Genomic DNA, 22,588 nt, shown 5'->3' with positions numbered 1-22,588 from the left:
CGTGCTCCTAGCGGTCGTAGAGATCCACCAGCGCGCGGAGCCGCTGGACGAGATCGGGGGTGAGCTGCTCCCACGTGAAGCGGAATCCCCAGTTGCCGGCCTGCCGGCCCGGGAGATTCATGCGCGCCTCGCTGCCGAGGCCCAGCACGTCCTGCAATGGAATCAGCACGGTGTCGGCGACCGACGCGAGGACCGCGCGGATCAGCGTCCAGTGGATCTCGTGTCCATCCGTGCCCAGGTAACGCCGCGCGAAGTCCTTCTCGCGCTCGATGTCCGCCGCGGTGCGTATTGAGTCGCCACCGGGCTTGGAGTTCCACCAGCCGACGGTCGTGTCGTTGTCGTGCGTCCCGGTGTACACCACGCGCTCGCGCGGGTACGTGTGCGGCTGGAAGTTGTTGGCCTGGTCGTCGCCGCCAAAGGCGAACTGCAGGATGCTCATCCCGGGGTAGCCGAACTGCTCGCGCAGCGCCTCCACCGCGGGGGTGATCACCCCGAGATTCTCCGCGACGATCGGCAACGGGCCGAGCGCGCGCGTGATCGCCTCGAAGAGGGCGGCCCCCGGGCCGGGGACCCACTCGCCGTTCACGGCGGTCGTGTCGGTGCCGGGCACTTCCCAGTACGCCTCGAAGCCGCGGAAGTGGTCGATGCGCACCGTGTCGAACATCGCGAACGCGGCGCGCATGCGGCGCACCCACCAGTCGTAGCCGGTGGCGCGCAGCGTCTCCCAGTCGTAGATGGGATTCCCCCACAGCTGACCGGTCGCGCAGAAGTAATCGGGCGGCACGCCGGCCTGCACTGCGGGGCGCCCCTGCGCGTCGAGCTTGAACAGGCTGGGATTGGCCCAGACGTCGGCCGAGTCGTGCGCAACATAGATGGGCAGATCGCCCATCAGGCGGATGCCGCGGCGGTGGCAGGCCTGCCGCAGCGTGCGGAACTGCGTGAAGAACAGGTACTGCTCGCGCCGCACGTGCTCGATGTCATCCGACAATTTCGTTCGCCAGGTCGCCAGCGCGTGCGAGTCGCGGCTTGCCGCGCCCGTCTCCCACGACGTCCACGCCGAGCCGCCGTGCGCGTGCTTGAGCGCCATGAACAACGCATAGTCCTCGAGCCACCACGCCTGCTCGGCGCAGAACGCGCGGTACCCGTCGTCGGGCGTCATCGCGGCCGTCGCGGCGCGCAGCAGTGCCTGCTTGTGCGCGATGACGCGGCCGAAGTCCACCGAGTGGGCGGGGAAGTCGCCGCCCTCACCCGCCACGTGCACGAGCAGCGGGTTGCCGGCGAAAGCCGAGAAGCACTGGTAGGGCGAGTCGCCGTAACCGGTGGGGCCGAGTGGGAGCACCTGCCACAACGTCATCCCCGCATCGGCAAGCACGTCGACAAAGCGATGCGCGGCCGGGCCCAGGTCGCCGATGCCGTGCGGGCCGGGGAGGGAGGTGGGATGCAGCAGGATGCCGGCGGAGCGCGGAAACGTCATTGTAGCCCTGGGTGCGTCGTCAGTCGGAACGGGCGGGCGCGACGGCGTCGCGCCCTCGACAGAATAGGATGCGGTCTCGGACCTCTCAACCACCAGCGCCACGGCGCGCGCCGGCACTGCGATGCCGGCTGGCGTCGGCAGCGCCCAGTCGCGCACGGGGGCGTCGCTGGCAGTGTCGAGCACCAGGTGCCACGACGAGCCGCGCCGGGCGCGCGGGAGCATCACCGGCTGGTCGCGGTCGGTGCCGTTGAGCACGACGGCCACGCGATCGGCCGTCGTGAACGAGCTCCCCTCGGCGAGGACGGCCACGAGGATCCGCTGATCGGGCGCTTCCCAGTCGGCGGTGTTCATCTCGCCGCCGTCGGCGCGGTGCCAGGTGACGTCGGCCAGCGACGTGGCCGGGTTGGTGATGCCGGTGAGCCAGCGGTCGGCGCGCAGGGCAGGGTGGGCGCGACGCAGTTCGGTGAGCGAGGCCACGAAGCGCGCCAGCGCGTGGTCGGCGCCATCCCAGTCGAGCCAGGTGACCTCGTTGTCCTGCGCATAGGCGTTGTTGTTGCCGTGCTGGGTGCGGCCGAACTCGTCGCCCATCGCGAGCATTGGCGTCCCGCGCGAGCAGAAGAGCGTGGCGAGCAGGGCGCGCACGTCGCGGCGCCGGGCCGACTGCACCCGCACATCGTCGGTGGCGCCCTCCACGCCGTGATTCCACGAGTGATTGGCCGCGGTGCCGTCGCGATTCTTCTCGCCGTTGGTCTCGTTGTGCTTCTCCCCGTACGACACCAGGTCGGCGAGCGTGAAGCCGTCGTGCGAGGCGACGAAGTTCACCGACCGCGACGGCGTGCGCTGGCGCCGATGGAACAGGTCAGCGGAGCCGGCGAGGCGCGTGGCGAGTTCGCCGGTGAGCCCCTCGTCGCCGCGCCACCAGCGCCGCACCGTGTCGCGGTACTTGTCGTTCCACTCGGCCCACTCGGTGCCAAAGGCGCCGGCCTGATAGCCGCCGGGGCCGACATCCCACGGCTCGGCAATCAGCTTGAGCCCGCGCAGGAGCGGATCGGCATTGATGGCGGCGAGGAGCGGCGCATTTGCGTCGAAGCCGGCGTCGCGCCGGCCGAGCGTGGTGGCGAGGTCAAAACGGAAGCCGTCGGCACCGATGGCCTGCGCCCAGTGGCGCAGGGTGTCGAGCGCCAGGCGCATCACCGGCGGGCGGTCGAGCGCGAGCGTGTTGCCGCATCCCGTGTCGTCCACGTAGCGATGCGCGGCGCCGACGTGCGTGCGGTAGTACGTGGCGTTGTCGAGCCCGCGCAGGGAGAGCGTGGGGCCACTCGCGTCGCCCTCGCCGCTGTGGTTGAGCACGACGTCGAGGATCACCTCGAGGCCGGCATCGTGCAGCGCCGCGACCGCGTCGCGCAGTTCTGTCATTCCGCCCGGGGCGAGCCGCGGGTCGGGGGCGAACCAGCCAATGGTGTTGTAGCCCCAGTAGTTCGTCAGGCCGTTGCGCGCCAGATGCGGTTCGTCCACCGCGGCGGCGAGCGGCATCAACTCCACCGTGGTGACGCCCAGTTCCACGAGATGCGCGATGGCGGCGGGGTGCGCGAGGGCGGCGCAGGTGCCGCGCAGCGCCGGCGGCACCTCGGGATGCCGCTTGGTGTAGCCGCGGACGTGCATCTCGTAGATGATCGTCTCGCCCCACGGCACGCGCGTCCGGTGCGGTGCGACGGGTTCCATGGGCGCGACGGCGACGCACTTGGGGACGACGGCGGCGCTGTCTTCGTCATTTCGCGCGCCATCCTCACGTTCGCCGAGCATTGCCGGATGAAACGCGAACGCGCGGTCGAAGGCGCGAGCGTACGGGTCAATGAGCAGCTTGGCCGTGTTGAACCGATGCCCCTCGTGCGGCGCGTACGGGCCGTGCGCGCGCAGGCCCCAGCGCTGGCCGGCAGCGATCCCCTCGACGAAGCCGTGAAAGACGTCGCCCGTGCGCGAGGGGAGCGCGATGCGCGTCTCGCGGCCGTGGGCGTCGAACAGGCACAGTTCAATGCGTTCCGCGTGCGCCGAAAAGACGGCGACGTTGGCGCCGTCAGCGGTGAGCGTGAGCCCAAGCGGCTCGGGGAGGCCGGCCTGAACGCGCGGCATCGGTCAGCCCGCGCGTTCCGCAACGAGCCCGCGGAAGAGCGCCGCGTACTGCTGGGCCGGTAGCGTCCACGAGACGTCGGTCTTCATCCCGCGGCGCTGTATCTGCTGCCAGGTGCGCGTGTCGCGCTTGAGCGCGACCACACGCTCGAGCGCAAAGCCGAGCGCGTCGATGGACCCCGGCGTGCACACCACGCCCGTGCCGGTTTCCGCGGCGAGCGCCATCGCGTTGGCGTCGATCACCGTGTCGGCAAGCCCGCCGGAGCGCGCGACTATCGGGATCGCACCGTAGCGCAGCGCGCAGAGCTGGGTGAGGCCGCACGGTTCGAAGCGCGACGGAACGAGCAGCGCATCCACGCCCCCCTGGATCTGGTGCGCCAGCGACTCGTCGTAGCCGATGGTCACCGCGATGCGCTCGGGATGCTCGGCGGCCGCGCGCGTGAGCGCGTCCTCGAGGGCAAAGTCGCCCGAACCGAGCAGCGCCAACTGGCCGCCCTGCGCGAGCAGCGCGGGGAGCAACGCCGGGAGCAGGTCCAGTCCCTTTTGCCACGTGAGGCGGCTGACCACGCCGATGAGCAGCGCGTCGGGGTCGGGCGCGAGCCCCACCCGCGCCTGCAGTGCCGTGCGATTGGCGGTGCGGCGCCCGAGTCGGCGCGAGTCGTACGGCACCGCGAGATGCGAATCGGTGGCGGGATTCCACACCTCGGTGTCGATCCCGTTCAGGATTCCGGTCAGCACCTTCACGCGATGGCGCAGCAATCCGTCGAGCCCCATCCCGTGCTCGGCGGAGCGAATCTCGGCGGCGTAGGTGGGAGAAACCGTCGTGATGCGATCGGCGAAGGCGAGCCCGGCCTTGAGGTAGCCAATGTCTCCGTAGTACTCCACACCGTCCGCGTGAAACGCGTGCGGGGGCAAGCCGATCTCGGCGAGCAATTCCTTGGGGAACTTTCCCTGGAAGGCGAGGTTGTGGACGCTCATCACCGTACCCGGGCGCCGCTCGTCGCTGTAATGCAGCAACGCGATGGCCAGCGCTGCCTGCCAGTCGTGCGCGTGCACGATGTCCGGGGTGAAGCCCGCCACCGCGCCGCGCGCCAGGTCGGTCGCCACGGCGCCGAGCGCGGCGAAGCGCTGGGCGTTGTCGGGCCAGTCGGTGCCGTCAGGCGCGATGTACGGATTGCCGAGGCGCGCAAAGAGGTGCGGCGCGTCGAGGACGAACAAGTCGAGTCCCGCGGCACGCCCCGACAGCACGTGCGCCGGCGCGCCGTGCAGGAAGTCGTACGACCGCACGATCGTCGCGTCCTGCAGCGCGTCGATCACCGATTGGTAGCCCGGCAGGAGCGTGGTGGTGGCAATCCCCTCGCGCGCGAGCGCAAGCGGCAGGGCGCCCACGACGTCGCCCAGCCCGCCCGTCTTGACCAGCGGGAAGGCTTCCGACGCGACGGAGAGGACGCGCAGCGTGCTCACGTGGCGAGCCGGTCGATCATCGGCTGGGTGATGAGGCATCTGCCGCGCTCGGTGCGGCGGAAGTTCGCGGCGTCGGCCACCGGGTCCTCGCCCACGACCAGGCCGTCGGGAATGTGCACGCCGTGGTCGATGACCACATTGCGCAGCCGCGCGTGGCGCCCGATGCGGACCTCGGGCAGCACCACGGCACTCTCCACCCGCGCGTACGAGTGCACGCGCGAGCTGGTGGAGAGCAGCGAGTTGCGCACCGAGGCGCCCGACACGATGCAGCCGCCGGAGACGAGCGACGAAATGGCCTCGCCGCGCCGGTCGTGCTCGTCGAAGACGAACTTGGCGGGCGGCGAGATCTCGGCGTACGACCAGATGGGCCACTCGCGGTCGAAGAGGTCGAGGTGCGGCACGACATCGGTGAGGTCGATGTTGGCGTCGAAATAGGCGTCGATGGTTCCCACGTCGCGCCAGTAGACGTCGGTCTCGGCCTTGCCGCGCACGCATGACGCCGTGAAGCTGTGGGCCACCGCCTTGCCGTGCTTCACCAGGTAGGGGATGATGTCGCGCCCGAAGTCGCGCGACGACGTGGGGTCGGCGGCATCGCGCCGCAGCTGCTCGTTGAGGAAGGTGCGCTTGAAGACGTAGATGCCCATGCTCGCGAGCGCCCAGCCCGGCTTGCCGGGCATCTCGGGCGGATTGGCCGGCTTCTCGAAGAAATCGACGATGCGGTCATTGCCGTCCACGTGCATCACCCCGAGCCCGCTGGCGAACTGGATGGGCGTCTCGACGCACGCGACCGTCACGTCGGCGCCCGAATTCACGTGCTGCACGAGCATCCGCTCGTAGTCCATCTTGTACACGTGATCGCCCGCGAGGATCATGATGTACTCGGGGGCATACCCGTCGATGATGTCGATGTTCTGGAAGACGGCGTCGGCAGTGCCGCTGTACCACTGCGTCTCCGAGACGCGCTGGCTCGCCGGGAGGATGTCGAAGCTCTCGTTGCGCTCGGGGCGCAGGAAGTTCCAGCCGCGCTGCATGTGGCGGATGAGGCTGTGCGCCTTGTACTGCGTGGCCACGGCGATGCGGCGAATGCCGCTGTTGAGCGCGTTCGACAGCGTGAAGTCGATGATGCGCGACTTCCCCCCGAAGTAGACCGCGGGCTTGGCGCGCCGGTCGGTCAGTTCCATCAGCCGGGCGCCGCGACCGCCGGCCAGCACGTACGCCATCGTGGAGCGCGAGATCGGGGTGGAGTAGGAGACGTCGGCCATGGGTGGGGTCCCGGAGTGCGAGTGTGCGGCGACGAACTAGGCGCCGTCGTGGGCCAGCCAGATGGTACCCAGGGGCGGCAGCGTGACGACGGCGGAGTGCGAGAAGCCGTGCGCCGGCACGGGCTCGGCGTCCACGCCGCCCGCGTTGCCGACGTTCGAGCCGCCGAACACCGACGCATCGCTGTTGAGAACTTCGCGCCAGTGGCCGCCGTGCGGGAGGCCCAGGCGATAGTGGGTGCGCGGCACGGGCGTGAAGTTGGCCGCCGCCACCACGGGGCGCGCCCCGTCGCCGCCAAAGCGCGCCCAGGCGAAGACCGAGTGCGCCGCGTCATCCACCGCGATCCACCGGAAACCGCCGTCCTCGTTGTCGCGCTCGTGCAGCGCTCGCTCGGCGCGATAGAGCCGGTTGCAGTCGCGCACGAGCGCTTGCACCGCCTGATGCGGGGCGTGCTGCAACAGGTCCCACTCGAGCGACACGTCGTGGTTCCACTCGCGCCCCTGCGCGAACTCCTGCCCCATGAAGAGCAGCTTCTTGCCCGGATACGCCCACATGAAGGCGTAGTAGGCGCGCAGCGTGGCGAAGCGCTGCCACGGATCGCCCGGCATCCGGTCGAGGAGCGAGCGCTTGCCGTGCACCACCTCGTCGTGCGAGAGGGGAAGGACGAAGTTCTCGGTGAAGGCGTAGAGCAGGCCGAAGGTCATCAGGTTGTGGTGCCAGCGGCGGTGCACCGGATCCTCACCCATGTACTTCAGGGTGTCGTGCATCCACCCCATGTTCCACTTGAAACCGAAGCCCAGCCCGCCCGCAAAGACGGGACGCGACACGCCGGGCCACGCCGTGCTTTCCTCGGCGATCGTCATCGCGCCTGGATGCCGCGCATAAACCGTCTCGTTGAGCCGGCGCAGGAAGTCCACCGCCTCGAGGTTCTCGCGTCCCCCGTGCTTGTTGGGGATCCACTCGCCGTCCTTGCGCGAGTAGTCGAGGTAGAGCATCGACGCCACGGCGTCGACGCGCAGGCCGTCCACGTGGAAGCGGTCGAGCCAGAAGAGGGCGTTGGCGATGAGGTAGTTCACCACCTCGCGCCGGCCGAAGTTGAAGATCGCGGTGTTCCAGTCGGGGTGGAACCCGAGGCGCGGATCCTCGTGCTCGTACAGCGCCGTGCCGTCGAAGCGCGCCAGACCGTGCGGATCGACCGGGAAGTGCGCGGGCACCCAGTCGACGATGACACCGATGTTGGCGGCGTGGCAGGCGTCCACGAAGCGCGCGAAGCCCGCCGGATCGCCAAAGCGTGAGGTCGGGGCGAAGAGCCCGATGGGCTGGTAGCCCCACGACGCGTCGAGCGGATGCTCCGAGACGGGGAGCAGCTCGAGGTGCGTGAAGCCCATCTCCGCCGCGTAGGGCACGAGCGTCCTGGCGAGATCGTCGTAGCTGAGCCACTCGCCGTGATAGCCGCGCCGCCACGAGCCGAGGTGCACTTCGTACACCGACATCGGCCGGCGCCGCGCTTCGCCCGTGTTGCGCGCCGCCATCCACGCCTGGTCATTCCACGCGAACGACGTCGTGTCGCGCACCACCGAGGCGGTGGACGGACGCAACTCGGCGCCAAACCCCACCGGATCGGACTTGAGCGGGAGCAGGTCGCCCGCCGCGCCGATCACTTCGTACTTGTAGAGCGTCCCTTCGCCGATGACGGGGATGAAGATCTCCCAGACGCCGGTGCCGAACCGCAGGCGCATCACGTGGCGCCGGCCGTCCCACTGGTTGAAGTCGCCCACCACCGCCACGCGACGGGCGTTGGGGGCCCAGACGGCAAAGTGCACGCCGCGCGTCCCCTCGTGCACCATCGGGTGCGCGCCAAGCCGGTCGTACAGGTTGGCGTGCGTCCCCTCGCCCATCAGCCAGTCGTCCATCGGTCCGAGCACCGGCCCATACGCGAACGCATCGTCGACGATCCACTCGTCGCCGCCGCGATGCGCGCGCAGCACGTAGCGCATGCGCCGCGCGATCGGCCCCGAGAAGAGCCCGGCGGGGTGCCGCCGCACGAGCGTCCCGATCGTGCGCCCGTTGCGCGCCACCACCTCCACGCGCTCGGCGCCGGGAATGAACGTGCGCACCTGCACACCGTTGGCGTCGTCGTGGATGCCCAGCACGGCAAAGGGATCGGCGTGACGCCCCGCGACGAGCGCCTCGACGACGTCGCGGGTCAGCGCCGAATCGGCGGGACGCTCAGGTCTTTTCCGGGCCGGCATCCCAGATCTGGTGGGCGTACTCGAGGATGGCTCGGTCCGCCGAGAACCAGCCCATGTGCGCCGTGTTCAGCACCGCCTTCCGCCACCACGCCGCCGGGTCGCGATAGAGCGCCGCGATGGCGCCCTGCGTCGCGCGGTACGCGTCGAAGTCGGCGCAGACCATGAAGAAGTCGTGGTGACGCAGCGAGTCGACGAGGCCGCGGTAGCGCGCCGGGTCGTCGGGAGAGAAGAGGCCGGCCTCGAGGTCGCCGAGCACCTGCGTCAGCGCCGGCGAGGCGGCGATGATCTCGGTGGCGTCGAGGCCGGCGCGCCGCCGCGCTGCCACCTCCTCCGCGAGCAGGCCGAAGATGAAGATGTTCTCCTCGCCCACGTGCTCGCGGATCTCGATGTTCGCGCCGTCGAGCGTGCCGATGGTCAGCGCCCCGTTGAGAGCGAGTTTCATGTTGCCGGTGCCCGACGCCTCCATTCCTGCCGTCGAGATCTGCTCCGAAACGTCGGCCGCCGGGATGATCGATTCGGCGAGGCTGACGTTGTAGTTGGGGAGGAAGACGACCTTCAGGCGATCGCGCACCACCGGGTCGCGATTCACGATGCGCGCCACGTCGGTGGCGAGCTTGATGATCAGCTTGGCCTGCTGATAGCCGGGCGCCGCCTTGCCGGCGAAGATCTTCACGCGCGGCACCCACTGCGCCGTCGGGTGCGCGCGCATCTCGTTGAAGAGCGCGATCGTCTCGAGCAGGTTGAGCAGCTGCCGCTTGTACTCGTGGATCCGCTTGATGTGGACGTCGAAGATGGCGTCCGGGTTGAGCGGAATCTTCAGCCGGTCGGCGACGAGCCGTCCCAGCGCCACCTTGTTGGCGCGCCGGATGGCAGCGAATCGCTCGCGGAATGCGCTGTCCTCGGCGTACGCCGACAGTTCGTGCAGGCGGCTCTCGTCGTCGAGGATCGTGGGGCCCACCGCGCGAATGATGAGGTCGGTGAGCGCCGGGTTGGCCTGGTACAGCCAGCGCCGGAAGGTGATGCCGTTCGTCTTGTTGACGATCCGCCCCGGATAGAGCGTCTCGAAGTCCTTGAAGACCGTCTTCCGCATCAGCTCCGTGTGCAGCGCGGAGACGCCGTTCACGTGCTGCGAGCCGAGGAAGGCGAGGTTGCCCATCCGCACGTTGCGGCCGCCATTCTCCTCGATCAGGCTGACCGACGCGAGCACGTTGGCGTCGGTGCAGCCGCGCGTGCGCAACTCGTCGAGGTGCAGCCCGTTGATGAGGAAGATGATCTGCAGGTGCCGCGGCAGGAGTCCTTCCATCAGCGGCACCGACCACTTTTCCAGCGCCTCGGGGAGCAGCGTGTGGTTGGTGTAGTTGAAGACCGTCCGCGTGATGTCCCAGGCGAGGTCCCACGTGAGCCCGTGCTCGTCGACGAGGAGCCGCATCAGCTCGGGAATCGCGATCACCGGGTGCGTGTCGTTCAGCTGGATGGCGACGTGATCGGGGAGCGAGAGCAAGTCGCCGTGCTGCTGCTGGTGCCGCCGCACGATGTCCTGCAGCGACGCCGACGCGAAGAAGATCTCCTGCCGCAACCGCAGTTCCTGCCCGGCGGCGGTGTGATCGGCGGGGTAGAGCACCCGCGACACCGCCTCCAGGCGCACGCGCTCGGCGAGCGCGCCCACGTGGTCGCCGCGATTGAAGTCCTCGAGGGAGATCGGATCGGCGGCGCGGGCCGACCAGAGCCGCAGCGTGTTGACGTGCGCGCCGCGCCAGCCGGTGATCGGCGTGTCGTAGGCCACGGCCTTCACGCTGTCCGCCGGCTGCCAGATGGAGCGCGTGGTGCCGTCGGGCTGATCGATGGTCTCGACCGTGCCGCCGAACCCGATGGTGTACGTCACCTCGGGGCGCTCGAACTCCCACGGATTGCCGGAGGAGAGCCACTCCTCGGGGAGTTCCACCTGCCAGCCGTCGGTGAGGGCCTGGCGGAAGATGCCGTGATCGTAGCGGATGCCATACCCGTAGGCCGGGATCCGTAGCGTCGCCATCGACTCCATGTAGCAGGCGGCGAGGCGGCCCAGGCCGCCGTTCCCGAGTCCGGGATCGGCCTCGCGCTTGCGCAGGCGGTCGAGGTCCACGCCCAGGTCGGCGAGCGCCTGCCGGGCAGTCTCGGTAAGGCCGAGATTGCCGAGCGCCTCGGAGAGCTGGCGGCCGATGAGGAACTCGAGCGAGAAGTAGTAGACGCGCTTGTTGCCATCGCGGTACGTCCGGCGCGTCGCATCCATCCAATGACGCGTCACGTAGTCGCGCACGGCGAGGGCGGTGGCCACGAACCAGTCATGCTCGAGCGCATGGCCCGGGTCCTTGCCCACGAAGTACGTCAGCTTGTCGATCACCCGCGCCCGGAAGGTCGAGATCGCCTCATCGGCGGCCGGCCCCGTGGTGGGGGGGAAATTCATTTCCTTGGTAGCTCGCATTGTCGCGTTCTGGGGACAATGAAAGTTAGCGCACGCGGCATCGCGCCGGAGGACTTGCGCCAGCATAGATTAGGGCACCTCCGCCTGCCCCCCACTTCCGGAGAATTCCGTGTCCGAGATCCCAGACTCCGTTCGCGCGGCCCTCGATGGCCTGCGCGCCCTCGGCGGCGACGCCCTGGTGCGGCAGATGGCCAGCGTCTTCGTCGAGCATTCGGCCGGCCGCGTGTCGGCGCTGCAGGGCGCGCTCGACACCGGCGACGCGCAGACGGCCGCCGAGGCGGCGCACACGCTCAAGGGAAGTTCCCGTCAGCTCGGGCTCGCGGCCCTCGCCGATGCCTGCCTGGCGGTGGAGCAGGCTGCCAAGCAGGGGGACATTGCGTCCGCCAAGACGCTCGTGGCCGCCGTGCACGAGACGTACACGGCGGCCACGGTAACGCTGCGCGACGCTACGGCTTGATCGGAATGGCCGTCTTCCGCGCCGAGTCGCCCGACTGTACCGGCGGCGGCGGCGGGGGGCCGGCTCCTTCGAAGAGGTCACCGAGCCCGGTGGCCCGCGCCACCTTCATCGCATCGCCGAGCGCCTTCTCCGAGCCCGCGCGGTCGCCCGTCTGGCTCAACGCCTCGGACAGCACGTAGTTGGTGGAGACGTAGAGGTAGGGAATGCCCACCGACGCCCGGTCCACCCACTTGTTCTTGCGCGTAATCGCGTCGGGCGCGCGGAACTCCTTGGCCAGCGCCTTCATCCGTTCGACGTCCACCCAGCCCTCGCCCTGGAGCTTCACCAGCCCGGGGCCGCCCGCAATGGAATCGGTGAGCAGCTTGCGCGAGAGCCCCTGCGTCAGCACGTAATCGCCGAGGCCGAGCTCGAACGGATAGCCGCCGGATGTCCGGCTGAAGAAGACCGCGCGCTTGCCGTCCTGGATCATCTTGAGGACGAAGATGTCGGCGCGGGCGAGGAAGCGCGGCTGGATGACCGCCTTGATCTTGCCGGCCACGAACACCTGCGGCGTCGTGAGTTCCTGCCCGAGCGGCACCGAGTCGGCCTGGTCGAGGGTCATCTCCATCGGCGGACCCGACGGCTTGTTCCACGTCTTGCCGCGATACGCGATCGGTCCCTTGAGCGTGTCGTAGTCATAGACCGGGCGTCGCAGCATCTGCCGCGTGTACCAGTCGGTGTTGAGCAACGAGGTGTTGGCGACCACCACGTCCTTGCGCACGCCCAGCACTTCCTGCGCGTACCAGAGCGGGAAGGTGTCGTTGTCGCCGACGGTGACCAGGATGCCGTACGGCTCGACGCTGTTCAGCAGGTCGATGGCGAAATCGCCGGTGTCGGTCTCGCCACGGCGCGACGAGGCCTCCCAGTTGCCGAAGAGCGGCACGATGGCGAGCAGCAGCACCGGCGACGTGAGCGCCCAGCCGCGCCTGGTCGGGAGTTCAATAGTCTCGCTTCCCAGTTGCACCTTGTCGGTGCCCACGAGCGCGGCGAACGATTCCCAGACGAAGGTCAGTCCGAGCGCGGCCCAGACCGACCAGGCCGAGAAGCTCCACAGGTAGAAGTAGTCGCGGTCGCGCACCTCACGCTGCACCGAATCGCCAAGTTCGACTGCCTGCGAATAGCCGTACTTGAAGTTCATGTAGTAGATGAGGAGCAGCGTGACCGTGAACATCAACGGTCCGAAGAACGCGAAACTTCGCGGGTCGCGGCGGTAGTGCACCCATCCGCCGAGGATGCCGAGGACGAGGAAGACCGCGGCCAGCGAACCCTGCAGGCCCGGGCGCACGCCGTCGAAGTCGCGCAGCCACTGCCAGCGGAAGTACGTCCACCACATGCCGATCTGCGCGCCGAAGGGCGCCTGGCGCTCGGAGAGGGACGGCTTGCCGTACTGGCCGCGGTTGAAGTTGTACATGAAGGCGTCGTACGTCCCCTTCGAGAAGGTGCACGACATCTTCAGTCCATCGCGGCACGCCGTCGGCTCGCCCTCGTTCACGGCCGGGAAGTGCGCGGCGCGAATGGGCTGCGTAAGGAACGGCGTGCCGCCCAGCACGAGCGCGCCGGCGCAGGCAAGCAGGAGGCGCCAGCGGAGGATGGTGCGCGGCCGGCGGATGAGGACCGACAGCCCCACCGCCGGGGCGGCGAGCATCCCGGCCATATGGTTGGCGTAGCCGAGGCCGCAGATGTACGCGATGAGGACGAGGAGTCGATCGGCACCCGGGCCGTCGGGATCGTCGCACCACCGCACGGTGAGCCAGGCGGTGATGGCCATGCCGGCCAGCGAGATGGTGTAGACCTTCTCGTTCACCACCGACTGCGACCAGACCGTGAAGGCGGTGGCGCCGATGAGCACCGCGATGGCACCGCCCACGATGCGCTGCCAGCGCGCCTCGAACCAGCCCACCAGCACGCGTTCGGTGATCAGGAACCACATCGCCGCGGCCGTGGAGCTCGAGATGGCCGCCAGCAGGTTGATGCGCATCGCGACGGTGGGCGCGACGGGGAGGATCGAGAAGACGCGCCCGATGAGGACGAAGAACGGATTTCCCGGCGGATGCGGAATGCCGAGGGTGTACGCGGCCGCGATGTACTCGCTGGTGTCCCACATCGCCGTCTCGGGGGAGAGGGTGATGAGATAGAGCAGGAAGACCAGCACCCCGGCGATGCCAGCGGCCAGGTAGGACGGGCGGTTGTCGAGTTCAGCAGCGGCAGGCGTCGCCATCGGGGTCGGAGCGGAGGGAAGATTTCGGGTAACCCATCAATATACGGGGCAGTGCAGGGTGCAGGGAGCGTTTCTCGGTGCAGGGGAACGGGCACGGTGGGGTGCAAGGGCACGGGCACGGTGTAGTGCAAAGGCACGGTGGGGTTCAGGACACGATCGGGTGCCCGTGCCTCTGCACCACACCGTGCCCGTGCCCTTGCACCACACTGTGCCCGTGCCCTTGCACCACACTGTGCCCTTGCCCTTGCACCCCCCTGCTACCCTGCGATACCAGTCTAGTGCCTAAACAACCGCTGCCCCGTAAACACCATCGTAATCCCATGCTCATCCGCCGCCGCGATCACTTCGGCGTCGCGCACCGAGCCGCCGGGCTGCACGATGGCGGTGACGCCGGCGGAGGCGACCTGATCGATGCTGTCGCGGAAGGGGAAGAAGGCGTCGGAGCCGAGGGCCGAGCCGGCGGTGGAGTGCCCGGCGCCCTTCGCCTTGTGCGCCGCGAGGAAGGCGGCATCCACGCGCGACATCTGTCCCGCGCCAATGCCGATCGTCGCGCCGTCGCGGGCGAGGACGATGGCGTTCGACTTCACGCTGGCCACGGCGCGCCAGGCGAAGAGCAGGTCGCGCTGCTCCACGTCGGTCGGCGCGCGCTTCGTCACCACCTTCCACGTGCGGTTGTCGAGGATCGTCGGCGCCTTCTCCTGCACCAGCACGCCGCCGCGCACGCGCTTCACGTCGAGGGCGTGCGGCCGTTCGGCGGCCCGCCCCTCGAGGACGCGCAGGTTCTTCTTGGCGCCGAGGATCTCGACGGCTTCGGGCGCGAAGGCCGGCGCCACGATGCACTCGACGAAGAGTGACGAGATGGCCTGCGCCGTCGCCGCGTCCACTGGCACGGTGAAGGCGATGATGGAGCCGAAGGCCGACACCGGGTCGCAGGCCAGCGCCTTCTGGTACGCCTCGAGCGCAGTCGCGCCGGTGGCGAGCCCGCAGGGCGTGGTGTGCTTCACGATGGCGCACGCCGTCTCGCCGGCAAACGGGTCCACCGCGAGCAGCGCCCCCTCGAGGTCGAGGAAATTGTTGAAGCTGAGTTCCTTGCCGCCCTTCTGCACGAGCGCCGCGAGTCCGGCCCCGGGCGCGTCCACGTAGAACGCCGCCTGCTGGTGCGGATTCTCGCCGTAGCGCAGCGTCTGCGCGCGCTCGAAGGCCATGGTCATGCGCGCCGGGAAGCGAACGCCCTCCTGCTGCGCGAACCAGGCGGCGATGGCGCTGTCGTACGCCGCCGTGTGCGCGTACACCTTGCCGGCGAGTTCGCGGCGCAGCGACACCAGGTCACCGCCCGCTTCGAACGCCGCGAGCACCCGACCGTAATCGTCCGGGTCCACCACGACCGTCACCGCCGCGAAGTTCTTGGCCGCTGAACGCAGCATTGACGGGCCGCCGATGTCGATCTGCTCGATCACGTCCTCGGGCGCGACGTTCGGCTTGGCCGCCGTCTCGCGGAACGGATACAGGTTCACCACCACCACGTCGATGGGGGCGATGCCGTGTTCGGCGATCACCGCCATGTGCTCGGGGAGGTCGCGGCGGGCCAGCAGCCCGCCGTGCACCACGGGGTGCAGCGTCTTCACGCGGCCGTCGAGCATCTCCGGGAAGCCGGTGACCTCGGAGATGTCGCGCACGGCCAGGCCGGCGTCGCGCAGCGCCTTGGCGGTACCGCCGGTGGAGACGAGGCCGAAGCCGCGATCGACGAGCCCACGGGCGAAGTCGAGGATGCCGGACTTATCGGAGACACTCAGGAGAGCGAGAGGCATTGGCTCTATCACTACGATTGAGGATTGGGAATTCGGAACTGGATTCAGGATTGCGATTGACGATTACGATTGGCGATGGCGATTCACGATTACCGCTACTCCTGCGGTACAAAGGGGTGGGGCGGGCCCTCGACGCCGAAGCGGGGGAAGTCGTAAGGCAGCGAACCCTGGACGCGGCCATCATCGCCGAGTCGGATTGTTCCGCGCGCCACGGCGTCCACGCACCAGGGGTACAACCGATGCTCCACCGCGAGCACGCGGCGCGCGAGGGTGTCGGGCGTGTCGTCGGGGCGCACGGGGACGGGCCACTGCGCGATGATCGCGCCGCGGTCGAAGTGCTCGTCGACGAAATGCACCGTGGCGCCGGAGAGGCGCACGCCCGCGGCGAGCACCGCGTCGTGCACGCGATGACCGTACATCCCGTGCCCGCCAAAGGCCGGCAGGAGCGCGGGATGGATGTTCAGGATCCGTCCATTCCAGCGGCGGACGACGGCGGATGGTATGAGCCGCAGGTAGCCGGCGAGCACCACCAGGTCCGTGCCGTGGTCGGCCAGCAGCGTCTCCAGCGCGCCCTCGGGGGCGCGGCGCGGCAGGTGCACGGCGGCGATGCCACGCGTCCGCGCGCGCTCGAGCGCAAAGGCCTCGGCCCGGTCGCTGGCGACCAGCGTCACCTGCGCCGGCGCGTCGCCGCCGAGCGCGGCGAGATGATCGAGCATCGCCTGCAGGTTGCTGCCGCCACCCGACGCGAGGACCGCGAGGCGCTTCATCTCAAGGCTCCAGCGTGTGGGGACGACCGAGCGCGAGCGCGGCGGCGTCGGTGAGCGACGGCACGACGTCGAACCCGGCCTCCTGCGCCGCCACGATGTCTTCGCGTGGCGTTGCGGCTGACGGCACGAGCATGCCGCGGCCACCGTACCGCAGCGCGGGGAGCAGGTCGCGCAGCTTGTCGCCGATATAGAACGACGCCCCCGCGTCGAGCTGATGCTCGACGATGGCCTGCTCGAACATCCCGATGCCCGGCTTGCGGCATTCACACGGCCCGCTGATGTCCGGATGATGCGGGCAGTGATAGTGGTCGTCCACGTACGCGCTCCGTTCCTCGAGCAGGTCGTCGATGCGCGCGCGCTGCGCCCGATAGTCCTGCTCGGTGAGCAGCCCGCGGGCGATTCCCGACTGGTTGGAGACGACGATCACCGGCACGAGGGCGTAGTTGAACACGCGCACCGCGTTGGCGACGTCGGCAATCAGTTCCACCTGCGCGGGGTCCTTCAGGTAATGCTTGTCGACGATGAGCGTGCCGTCGCGGTCCAGGAACACGGCGCGACGTCGCAGCGTGCGACTGGTGCGCCGCTGGGCGGGCGTCTCGGTCCGGCCGGCCGAGTCGTTGGGTTCGCCGCGCTTCACGAGGTCGCTCCGCGCAGCGCGTCCGCCAGGCGCGCGTCGTCGTCGGGCGCGATGCCGCGCAGGTCGAGCCAGAGCGCGCCGTCGGCAATGCGGCCGATCACCGGCCGCGCGCCGCCGCGCAGCGCGCGCTCGAGCGCGGCCGCATCGCCGTCCAGCACCACCGCGCACGAGGGAATGCGCGCCGTGGGGAACGCGCCGCCCCCCACCGTGGCCTCGCAGGTTACGATGCGCGCGCGAATGCCGCAGCCGGCGAGCGGCGCGACCAACGCCTCGGCCCGCGCGCGCAACGACTCGACCGTCGCGGTGAGCATCGCCAGCGCCGGGATCTCGCGCACGGCGCGCGCCGGTTCGCGGTACAGGCGCAGCGTCGCGTGCAGCGCCGCCAGCGTGAGCTTGTCCACGCGCAGCGCGCGCGCCAGCGGATTGCGGCGCAGCGCGTCCACGAACTTGGCCTGGCCCAGGATGATGCCGGCCTGCGGTCCGCCCAGCAGCTTGTCGCCGCTCATCACGACGAGCGACGCGCCCGACGCCACGGCGTCGCGCGCCGTCGGTTCGCCGGCCAGCCCCCACGGCGCGAGGTCCAGCATCAGCCCGCTGCCAAAGTCGTAGAGCAGGGGGACGCCGGCCGCGGCGGCCACGTCGGACAGCGCACGCGGCGAGACGGCGGCGACGAAGCCGTCGAGCGTGAAGTTGCTGCGATGCACCGAAACCAGCGCGCCGGTCTGCGGCGTGCAGGCGCGGCGGTAATCGTCGGCGTGCGTCCGGTTGGTCGTACCCACCTCCACCAGGCGCGCCCCGCTGCGCGCCATGATATCGGGGACGCGGAACGAGCCGCCGATCTCCACCAGTTCGCCGCGCGACACGATCGCCTCGCGGCCGTTGGCGACGGTATTGAGCGCGAGCACCAGCGCCGCCGCGCAGTTGTTGACCACCAGCGCGTCCTCCGCGCCGGTCAGTTCTTGCAGCAGCGCCCCGCAGTGCACGTGCCGCGAGCCGCGCGTTCCCGCGGCGAGGTCGTACTCGAGCGACGAGAAGCCACGGGCCACCTCGCCGATTGCCGCGATGGCCGCGGCGGCCAGCGGCGCGCGGCCGAGATTGGTGTGCAGCACCACGCCCGTGGCGTTGAGCACGGGCTGAAGCGTCGGCCGCTCGGTCGCCTCGAGGTGCGCGGCAATCGCCGCGGTCCACTCGGCGTCACTCGCCGGCGCGCTCGCGGGCACGGCGCGCGCCGCCTCGAGCACGGCGCGCACCGCCTCGGCCACCACCGTCCGCGGCACACGTTCGGCGAGCGCACGAACCCCGTCCTGCTCGAGGAGCACGTGTACGGCCGGCAGCGCGCGCCGCGGGTCGGTCATCGCACGGGTGGCTGGTTGGGCGGGACGACCGGCGGCTTCGTCGTCGAAGCGGGCGCGGCTGATGGTGGCTTGGACGTGCCCGGGGCGTCCGCCGGCGGCTTCTTCTCGGCGTCCGCCGGTTTTCCCGCCTCTGGCTTCTTCTCCGTTGGCTTCGCCCGGATGAACGTGCGCTCGCTCGTGCCGACCTTGCCCGACGCGCTCACGGCGTCGCGCACGACCACGCGATAGTTGCCGGGGGCCAGCGGGGTGCCGAGGATCGCCACGTAATCGGCGGTGATCGCCTGACGCTGCGCGACGGGGAGCACGATCTTGGGCACCGTGTCCCGCGCCGCGCGGCGCGCCTCGACGCGCGAGCGCTCCACGGAGTCGCGCTCCGCGATCACCCGCAGCGAATCGGCGCGCTCGCGCGCCTTGCGCCCGGCGGCGCTGGTATCGGCGCGCAGCGCGCTGTCCTTGGCCGCCGCGTCCCGGGCGCGGGAGAGCGAGTCGTATGCCGACGCGCGCATCACCAAGCGGATCTCCACGCGGCTCGAATCGGCGGCCTTGATCTCCACCTGCAGGACGGTGAGCGCGGGGGTGAGCGCGAGCGGGCGGTCGAAGCCCAGGCGCAGCGTCAGCGAGTCGCGCACATCGGCGCCCACCACGCGCGCGCGCAGCGTGTCGTGGGTGAACGCGTACAGGTCGCGGCGGAGCGAATCGACCACCTCGACCGTCGACGAATCCCACAGCTCGCGCGGCTCCAGCCGGCCGTTGGCGTTGGCGTCGATGATCGCGCGGATGGTGTACGTGCCGGCGGGAAGGTTGGGAATCGTGTAGCGCCCGGTGGTGTCGGTGCGCGCGATCCAGCGAAACGTCGTGTCGTTGCCGACCCGCGCGTCGATGAGCGCGCCGCCCGCCGGCTTCAGCGTGACCCAGTCGAAGACCGCGCCGCGCACCACGCCGCGCGGAATCGTCGTGCCGGTGCTGAACACATACGTGCGCGCCCGCGGCGTGGCGTTGCCGCTCAGGTCGCTGAGCCCGGGCATCAGCGTCAACGAGTACGCGGTGTTCGGGCGGAAGCTATTGCGTGGTCGCACCGTGATGGCGTCGCGGTGCCAGTCGACGCGCGCCGCGCCGTCCGACGGCGAGAGGATGACGACCGCGCCGAGATCCGCGGCACCCTTGGGGTGTTCGCTGATCACCTCGTTGAAGCGCACCGTCACGCTCTTGGCCTTCACGTTCAGCGCGCCGGAGTCGGGCGACACCTTCGTGATCACCGGGGCCGCGCGATCGACCGGCCCGCCGGGCGGCATGCCCGGAGAGGCGCATCCCACGGCGCAGGCCGCGGCGACTGCCGCCGACATCAGGCGCGTACGAGCGCTCACGCTCCGCCCATCGCCTTGATCTTGGCGCGCAGCTGGTCGGCCCGCGCCGCCCACTCGGTCTCCTTGGCGCGCTCGGCCTCGACGATATTGACCGGCGCCTTGCTGGTGAAGCCGGCGTTCGCCAGCCGGCCGCGCAGGCCGGTGAGCTGCTTGTCGAGCTGCGCCAATTCGCCCTCGAGCTTGCCCCGCTCCTTCGCCACGTCGACGATCCCTTCCAGCGGAATCACGACCTCGAGCCCGGCGCCAAGCAGGGCGTGCGCGGCGGCGCCGGATCCGGCCGCCTGCGTGACGAGTTCGGCGCGGCACATGCGCTGCACGAAGGCCGACTCGGCCATCGCCATCGCCGCGGCCGGGGCGTTGCCGGCCAGGTGCGCGGTGAGCGGCTGCGTGGGCGGCAGCACGTAGTCGTTGCGGATCTGCCGCACCGCGGTGATGACGTCCTTCACCACCTCGAACTCGTGCGCCAGCTCGCTGCGCGAGGGCGCGGTGGGCCACGCCGCCTGCACGAGCCAGGTGCCCGCCACGTGCGCGGGGAGCCGCTGCCAGAGTGTCTCGGTGATGAATGGCATGATGGGATGCAGGAGGCGCAGGCCCTGGTCGAAGCAGTGCACCAGGAGGGCCCGCGCGATCTCGCGGTCCTCGCCACTCTCGGCCAGCCGGTGCTTGCTCGATTCTACATACCAGTCGGCAAGGTCGTTCCAGAGGAAGCGACGCGCCGCCTCGGCGTACGCATCGAGCCGCAGCCCGGCCTGCCGCTGGTTCTCCGGCCACTTGCCACCGGGCGGGCGCACCGGCCCCAGCGCGGCGTTGCACTCGGCCACCGCGTCGGCAAGCCGGTTCACGATCCAGTGATCGGCGCTGCGGAACTTGCGGCGGTCGAGCGCGTCGAACGGGCGCACCGCGTCGTGCCCCACCTGCATCAGCAGGAAGCGGCCGATGTTCCACAGCTTCGTCGCGAAGTTGCGCCCCGGGGCGAACGACTTCTCGAGGTCGTCGGGATCGAGCAGCACGTCCACGCCAAGCCCCATGCCCGCGATCATCGTCCAGCGCAGCGCGTCGGCGCCGAACTTCTCCACGACCTCCAGCGGGTCGATGCCGTTGCCCAGCGACTTGGACATCTTGCGGTGCTGCATGTCGCGCACCGTGCCGTGCAGGTAGACCGTGTGGAACGGCGCCTGACCGGTGAACTCGTACCCGGCCATGATCATGCGCGCCACCCAGAAGAACAGGATCTCCGGCGCGGTGACGAGCACATCGGTGGGGTAGAAGGCCTTGAGGTCGGCGCCATTCGCCTTGTCGGGCCAGCCGAGCGTGCTGATGGGCCAGAGCCACGACGAGAACCAGGTGTCGAGCACATCCTCGTCCTGCGTCCACGCGCCGCCGCACTTGGGGCACGCGCCCGTGGGATTCTCGCGCAGCGCCGCCTCGTGGCCGCAGGCGCACCGCCAGACGGGAATGCGATGTCCCCACCAGAGCTGGCGGGAGATGTTCCAGTCTCGGATCCCCTCCATCCAGTTCACGTACACCGCTTCCCACCGCTCGGGGACGATGCGCACGGTGCCATCGCGCACGGCCTCGAGCGCCGGCTTGGCGAGCGGCGCCATCTTCACGAACCACTGGTCGCTGAGGCGCGGCTCCACGACGGTGTGGCACCGGTAGCAGTGGCGCACCGAGTGGTGGTGCTGGTCGATCTTCTCCAAATAGCCCTGCGCCTCGAGCATCTTCACGACCTTCTTGCGCGCGTCGAACCGCTCCACACCGCGCAGCGCCGCCGGCACACGCCCTTCGGCGTCGTGCACCTCGCCCAGGTGCCCGTCGGGGGTGATCACCACGGGCATCGCCAGGCCGAGCCGCTTGCCCGCCTCGAAATCGTTGGGGTCGTGCGCCGGCGTGATCTTCACCATTCCCGTGCCGAACTCCTTGTCCACAAACGCATCGGCCACGATGGGAATGCGCACGTTCGCGATCGGGAGCAAAAGCTCGGTGCCGACGAGGTCTTTGTACCGCGCGTCGTCGGGGTGCACGGCCACCGCCACGTCGCCGAGCATCGTCTCGGGGCGCGTGGTGGCGACGGTGATGAAGCGCGACGGATCGTCGGCCAGCGGATAGCGCACGTGGTACAGCTTGCCGTGCGTCTCCTTGAACTCGGCCTCCTCGTCGGAGAGCGACGTGAGGCAGCGCGGGCACCAGTGGATTACGCGGTAGCCGCGGTAGATGAGCCCCTTCTCGTACAGCCGCACGAACGCCTCGCGCACGGCGCGCGACAGTTCCGGCGACAGCGTGTATGCCGTGCGCCGCCAGTCGGCCGAGGCGCCGATGGCGCGCAGCTGCTGCAGGATGACGCCGCCCGTCTCGCGCACGAAGTCGGCCGTCCGTCCGACGAACGCCTCGCGCCCGAGGTCGAAGCGCGTCTTGCCCTCCTGCGCGATGAGCTTCTCCACGACGTTCTGCGTGGCGATGCCGGCGTGGTCGGTGCCCGGGAGCCACAGCGCCTCGTCGCCCGCCATGCGCCGCCACCGGACGATGACGTCCTGCACGGCGTTGTTCAGGCCGTGGCCGACGTGCAGGACGGCCGTGACGTTGGGCGGCGGAATGACGATCGTGAACGGGTCGCGCGGGCCGCCGGCGCGGGTGGTCTGCTCGGCATGCGCGTGAAAGAGGCCGGCCGATTCCCACGCCTCGTACAGGGTGCGTTCGGTGCCGCCCGCGTCGTATTGCGCGGGAATGTCGGAAGAGGACGGGATGGTCATGTGACTCCAAAGATACGGGCGCCCGCGTGTCTAACGGTAGGCGGCGCGCCGAAGCGACGGCGTCGGCGCAGTGACCGATGCCCTTGTGCAGTGAGGGTTTGGCCCTCGCCGCGCTCCGGGCTGTCCTGCTAAGTTGTGACGATACCGTGGGGGCGTCG

Annotated in this window: 13 protein-coding genes; 1 reads left to right on the top strand and 12 read right to left on the bottom strand. The window is 69.9% G+C overall.

The features are described from left to right. Positions 1 to 7: 7 nt before the first annotated feature. Genes glgX through VGJ96_02330 form a run of 5 tightly spaced genes read right to left on the bottom strand, consistent with a single transcriptional unit; the run spans position 8 to position 11,017 of the window. Complete coding sequence (glgX, locus tag VGJ96_02350) at positions 8 to 3,604, bottom strand: glycogen debranching protein GlgX (GenBank protein HEY3285942.1); 3,597 nt, start codon at positions 3,602 to 3,604, stop codon at positions 8 to 10. A 3-nt stretch (positions 3,605 to 3,607) separates the two neighbouring features. Beyond that, positions 3,608 to 5,065 carry a glycogen synthase GlgA gene (glgA, locus tag VGJ96_02345; GenBank protein ID HEY3285941.1) on the bottom strand — a complete coding sequence of 486 codons (1,458 nt, stop codon included), beginning with the start codon at positions 5,063 to 5,065 and terminating at the stop codon, positions 3,608 to 3,610. After that, positions 5,062 to 6,327, bottom strand: a complete 1,266-nt coding sequence (gene glgC / locus VGJ96_02340) for a glucose-1-phosphate adenylyltransferase (protein HEY3285940.1) — start codon at positions 6,325 to 6,327, stop codon at positions 5,062 to 5,064. The genes glgA and glgC overlap by 4 nt, the downstream gene beginning before the upstream one ends. Before the next feature lie 36 nt (positions 6,328 to 6,363). After that, a complete protein-coding gene (glgB, locus tag VGJ96_02335; protein ID HEY3285939.1) occupies positions 6,364 to 8,577 on the bottom strand; it encodes a 1,4-alpha-glucan branching protein GlgB in 2,214 nt (737 codons plus the stop codon). Next, positions 8,555 to 11,017, bottom strand: a complete 2,463-nt coding sequence (locus tag VGJ96_02330; GenBank protein ID HEY3285938.1) for a glycogen/starch/alpha-glucan phosphorylase — start codon at positions 11,015 to 11,017, stop codon at positions 8,555 to 8,557. Before VGJ96_02330 ends, glgB begins: the two co-directional genes overlap by 23 nt. A 127-nt stretch (positions 11,018 to 11,144) precedes the next feature. Here VGJ96_02330 and VGJ96_02325 point away from each other — a divergent pair, with 127 nt between their 5' ends. Continuing rightward, positions 11,145 to 11,492, top strand: a complete 348-nt coding sequence (locus VGJ96_02325) for an Hpt domain-containing protein (GenBank protein HEY3285937.1) — start codon at positions 11,145 to 11,147, stop codon at positions 11,490 to 11,492. Here the strand turns inward: VGJ96_02325 and VGJ96_02320 are convergent. The 7 genes from VGJ96_02320 to VGJ96_02290 form a co-directional block, all read right to left on the bottom strand. Beyond that, complete coding sequence (locus VGJ96_02320) at positions 11,482 to 13,749, bottom strand: DUF2723 domain-containing protein (protein ID HEY3285936.1); 2,268 nt, start codon at positions 13,747 to 13,749, stop codon at positions 11,482 to 11,484. The two genes, VGJ96_02325 and VGJ96_02320, sit on opposite strands and share 11 nt — an antisense overlap. A 275-nt stretch (positions 13,750 to 14,024) precedes the next feature. Beyond that, a complete protein-coding gene (purH, locus tag VGJ96_02315; protein HEY3285935.1) occupies positions 14,025 to 15,557 on the bottom strand; it encodes a bifunctional phosphoribosylaminoimidazolecarboxamide formyltransferase/IMP cyclohydrolase in 1,533 nt (510 codons plus the stop codon). Between the two features lie 95 nt (positions 15,558 to 15,652). Next, entirely contained in the window at positions 15,653 to 16,324 is a 672-nt protein-coding gene (gene purN, locus VGJ96_02310) for a phosphoribosylglycinamide formyltransferase (GenBank protein ID HEY3285934.1), read from the bottom strand. Position 16,325: 1 nt separating this feature from the next. Further along, complete coding sequence (locus VGJ96_02305) at positions 16,326 to 16,961, bottom strand: HAD family hydrolase (protein HEY3285933.1); 636 nt, start codon at positions 16,959 to 16,961, stop codon at positions 16,326 to 16,328. Next, positions 16,958 to 18,316: an L-seryl-tRNA(Sec) selenium transferase gene (gene selA / locus VGJ96_02300; protein ID HEY3285932.1), complete on the bottom strand. Its 1,359-nt coding sequence runs from the start codon at positions 18,314 to 18,316 to the stop codon at positions 16,958 to 16,960. The genes VGJ96_02305 and selA overlap by 4 nt, the downstream gene beginning before the upstream one ends. After that, positions 18,313 to 19,680: an Ig-like domain-containing protein gene (locus tag VGJ96_02295; protein HEY3285931.1), complete on the bottom strand. Its 1,368-nt coding sequence runs from the start codon at positions 19,678 to 19,680 to the stop codon at positions 18,313 to 18,315. The genes selA and VGJ96_02295 overlap by 4 nt, the downstream gene beginning before the upstream one ends. Next, positions 19,677 to 22,430, bottom strand: coding sequence for a valine--tRNA ligase (locus VGJ96_02290; protein HEY3285930.1), 2,754 nt, complete (start codon positions 22,428 to 22,430; stop codon positions 19,677 to 19,679). The genes VGJ96_02295 and VGJ96_02290 overlap by 4 nt, the downstream gene beginning before the upstream one ends. Positions 22,431 to 22,588: the final 158 nt, after the last annotated feature.

Source organism: Gemmatimonadaceae bacterium (assembly GCA_036504815.1).
Taxonomy (GTDB): Bacteria; Gemmatimonadota; Gemmatimonadetes; order Gemmatimonadales; family Gemmatimonadaceae; genus PNKL01.
This window is presented reverse-complemented; position numbering and strand designations above follow the sequence as displayed.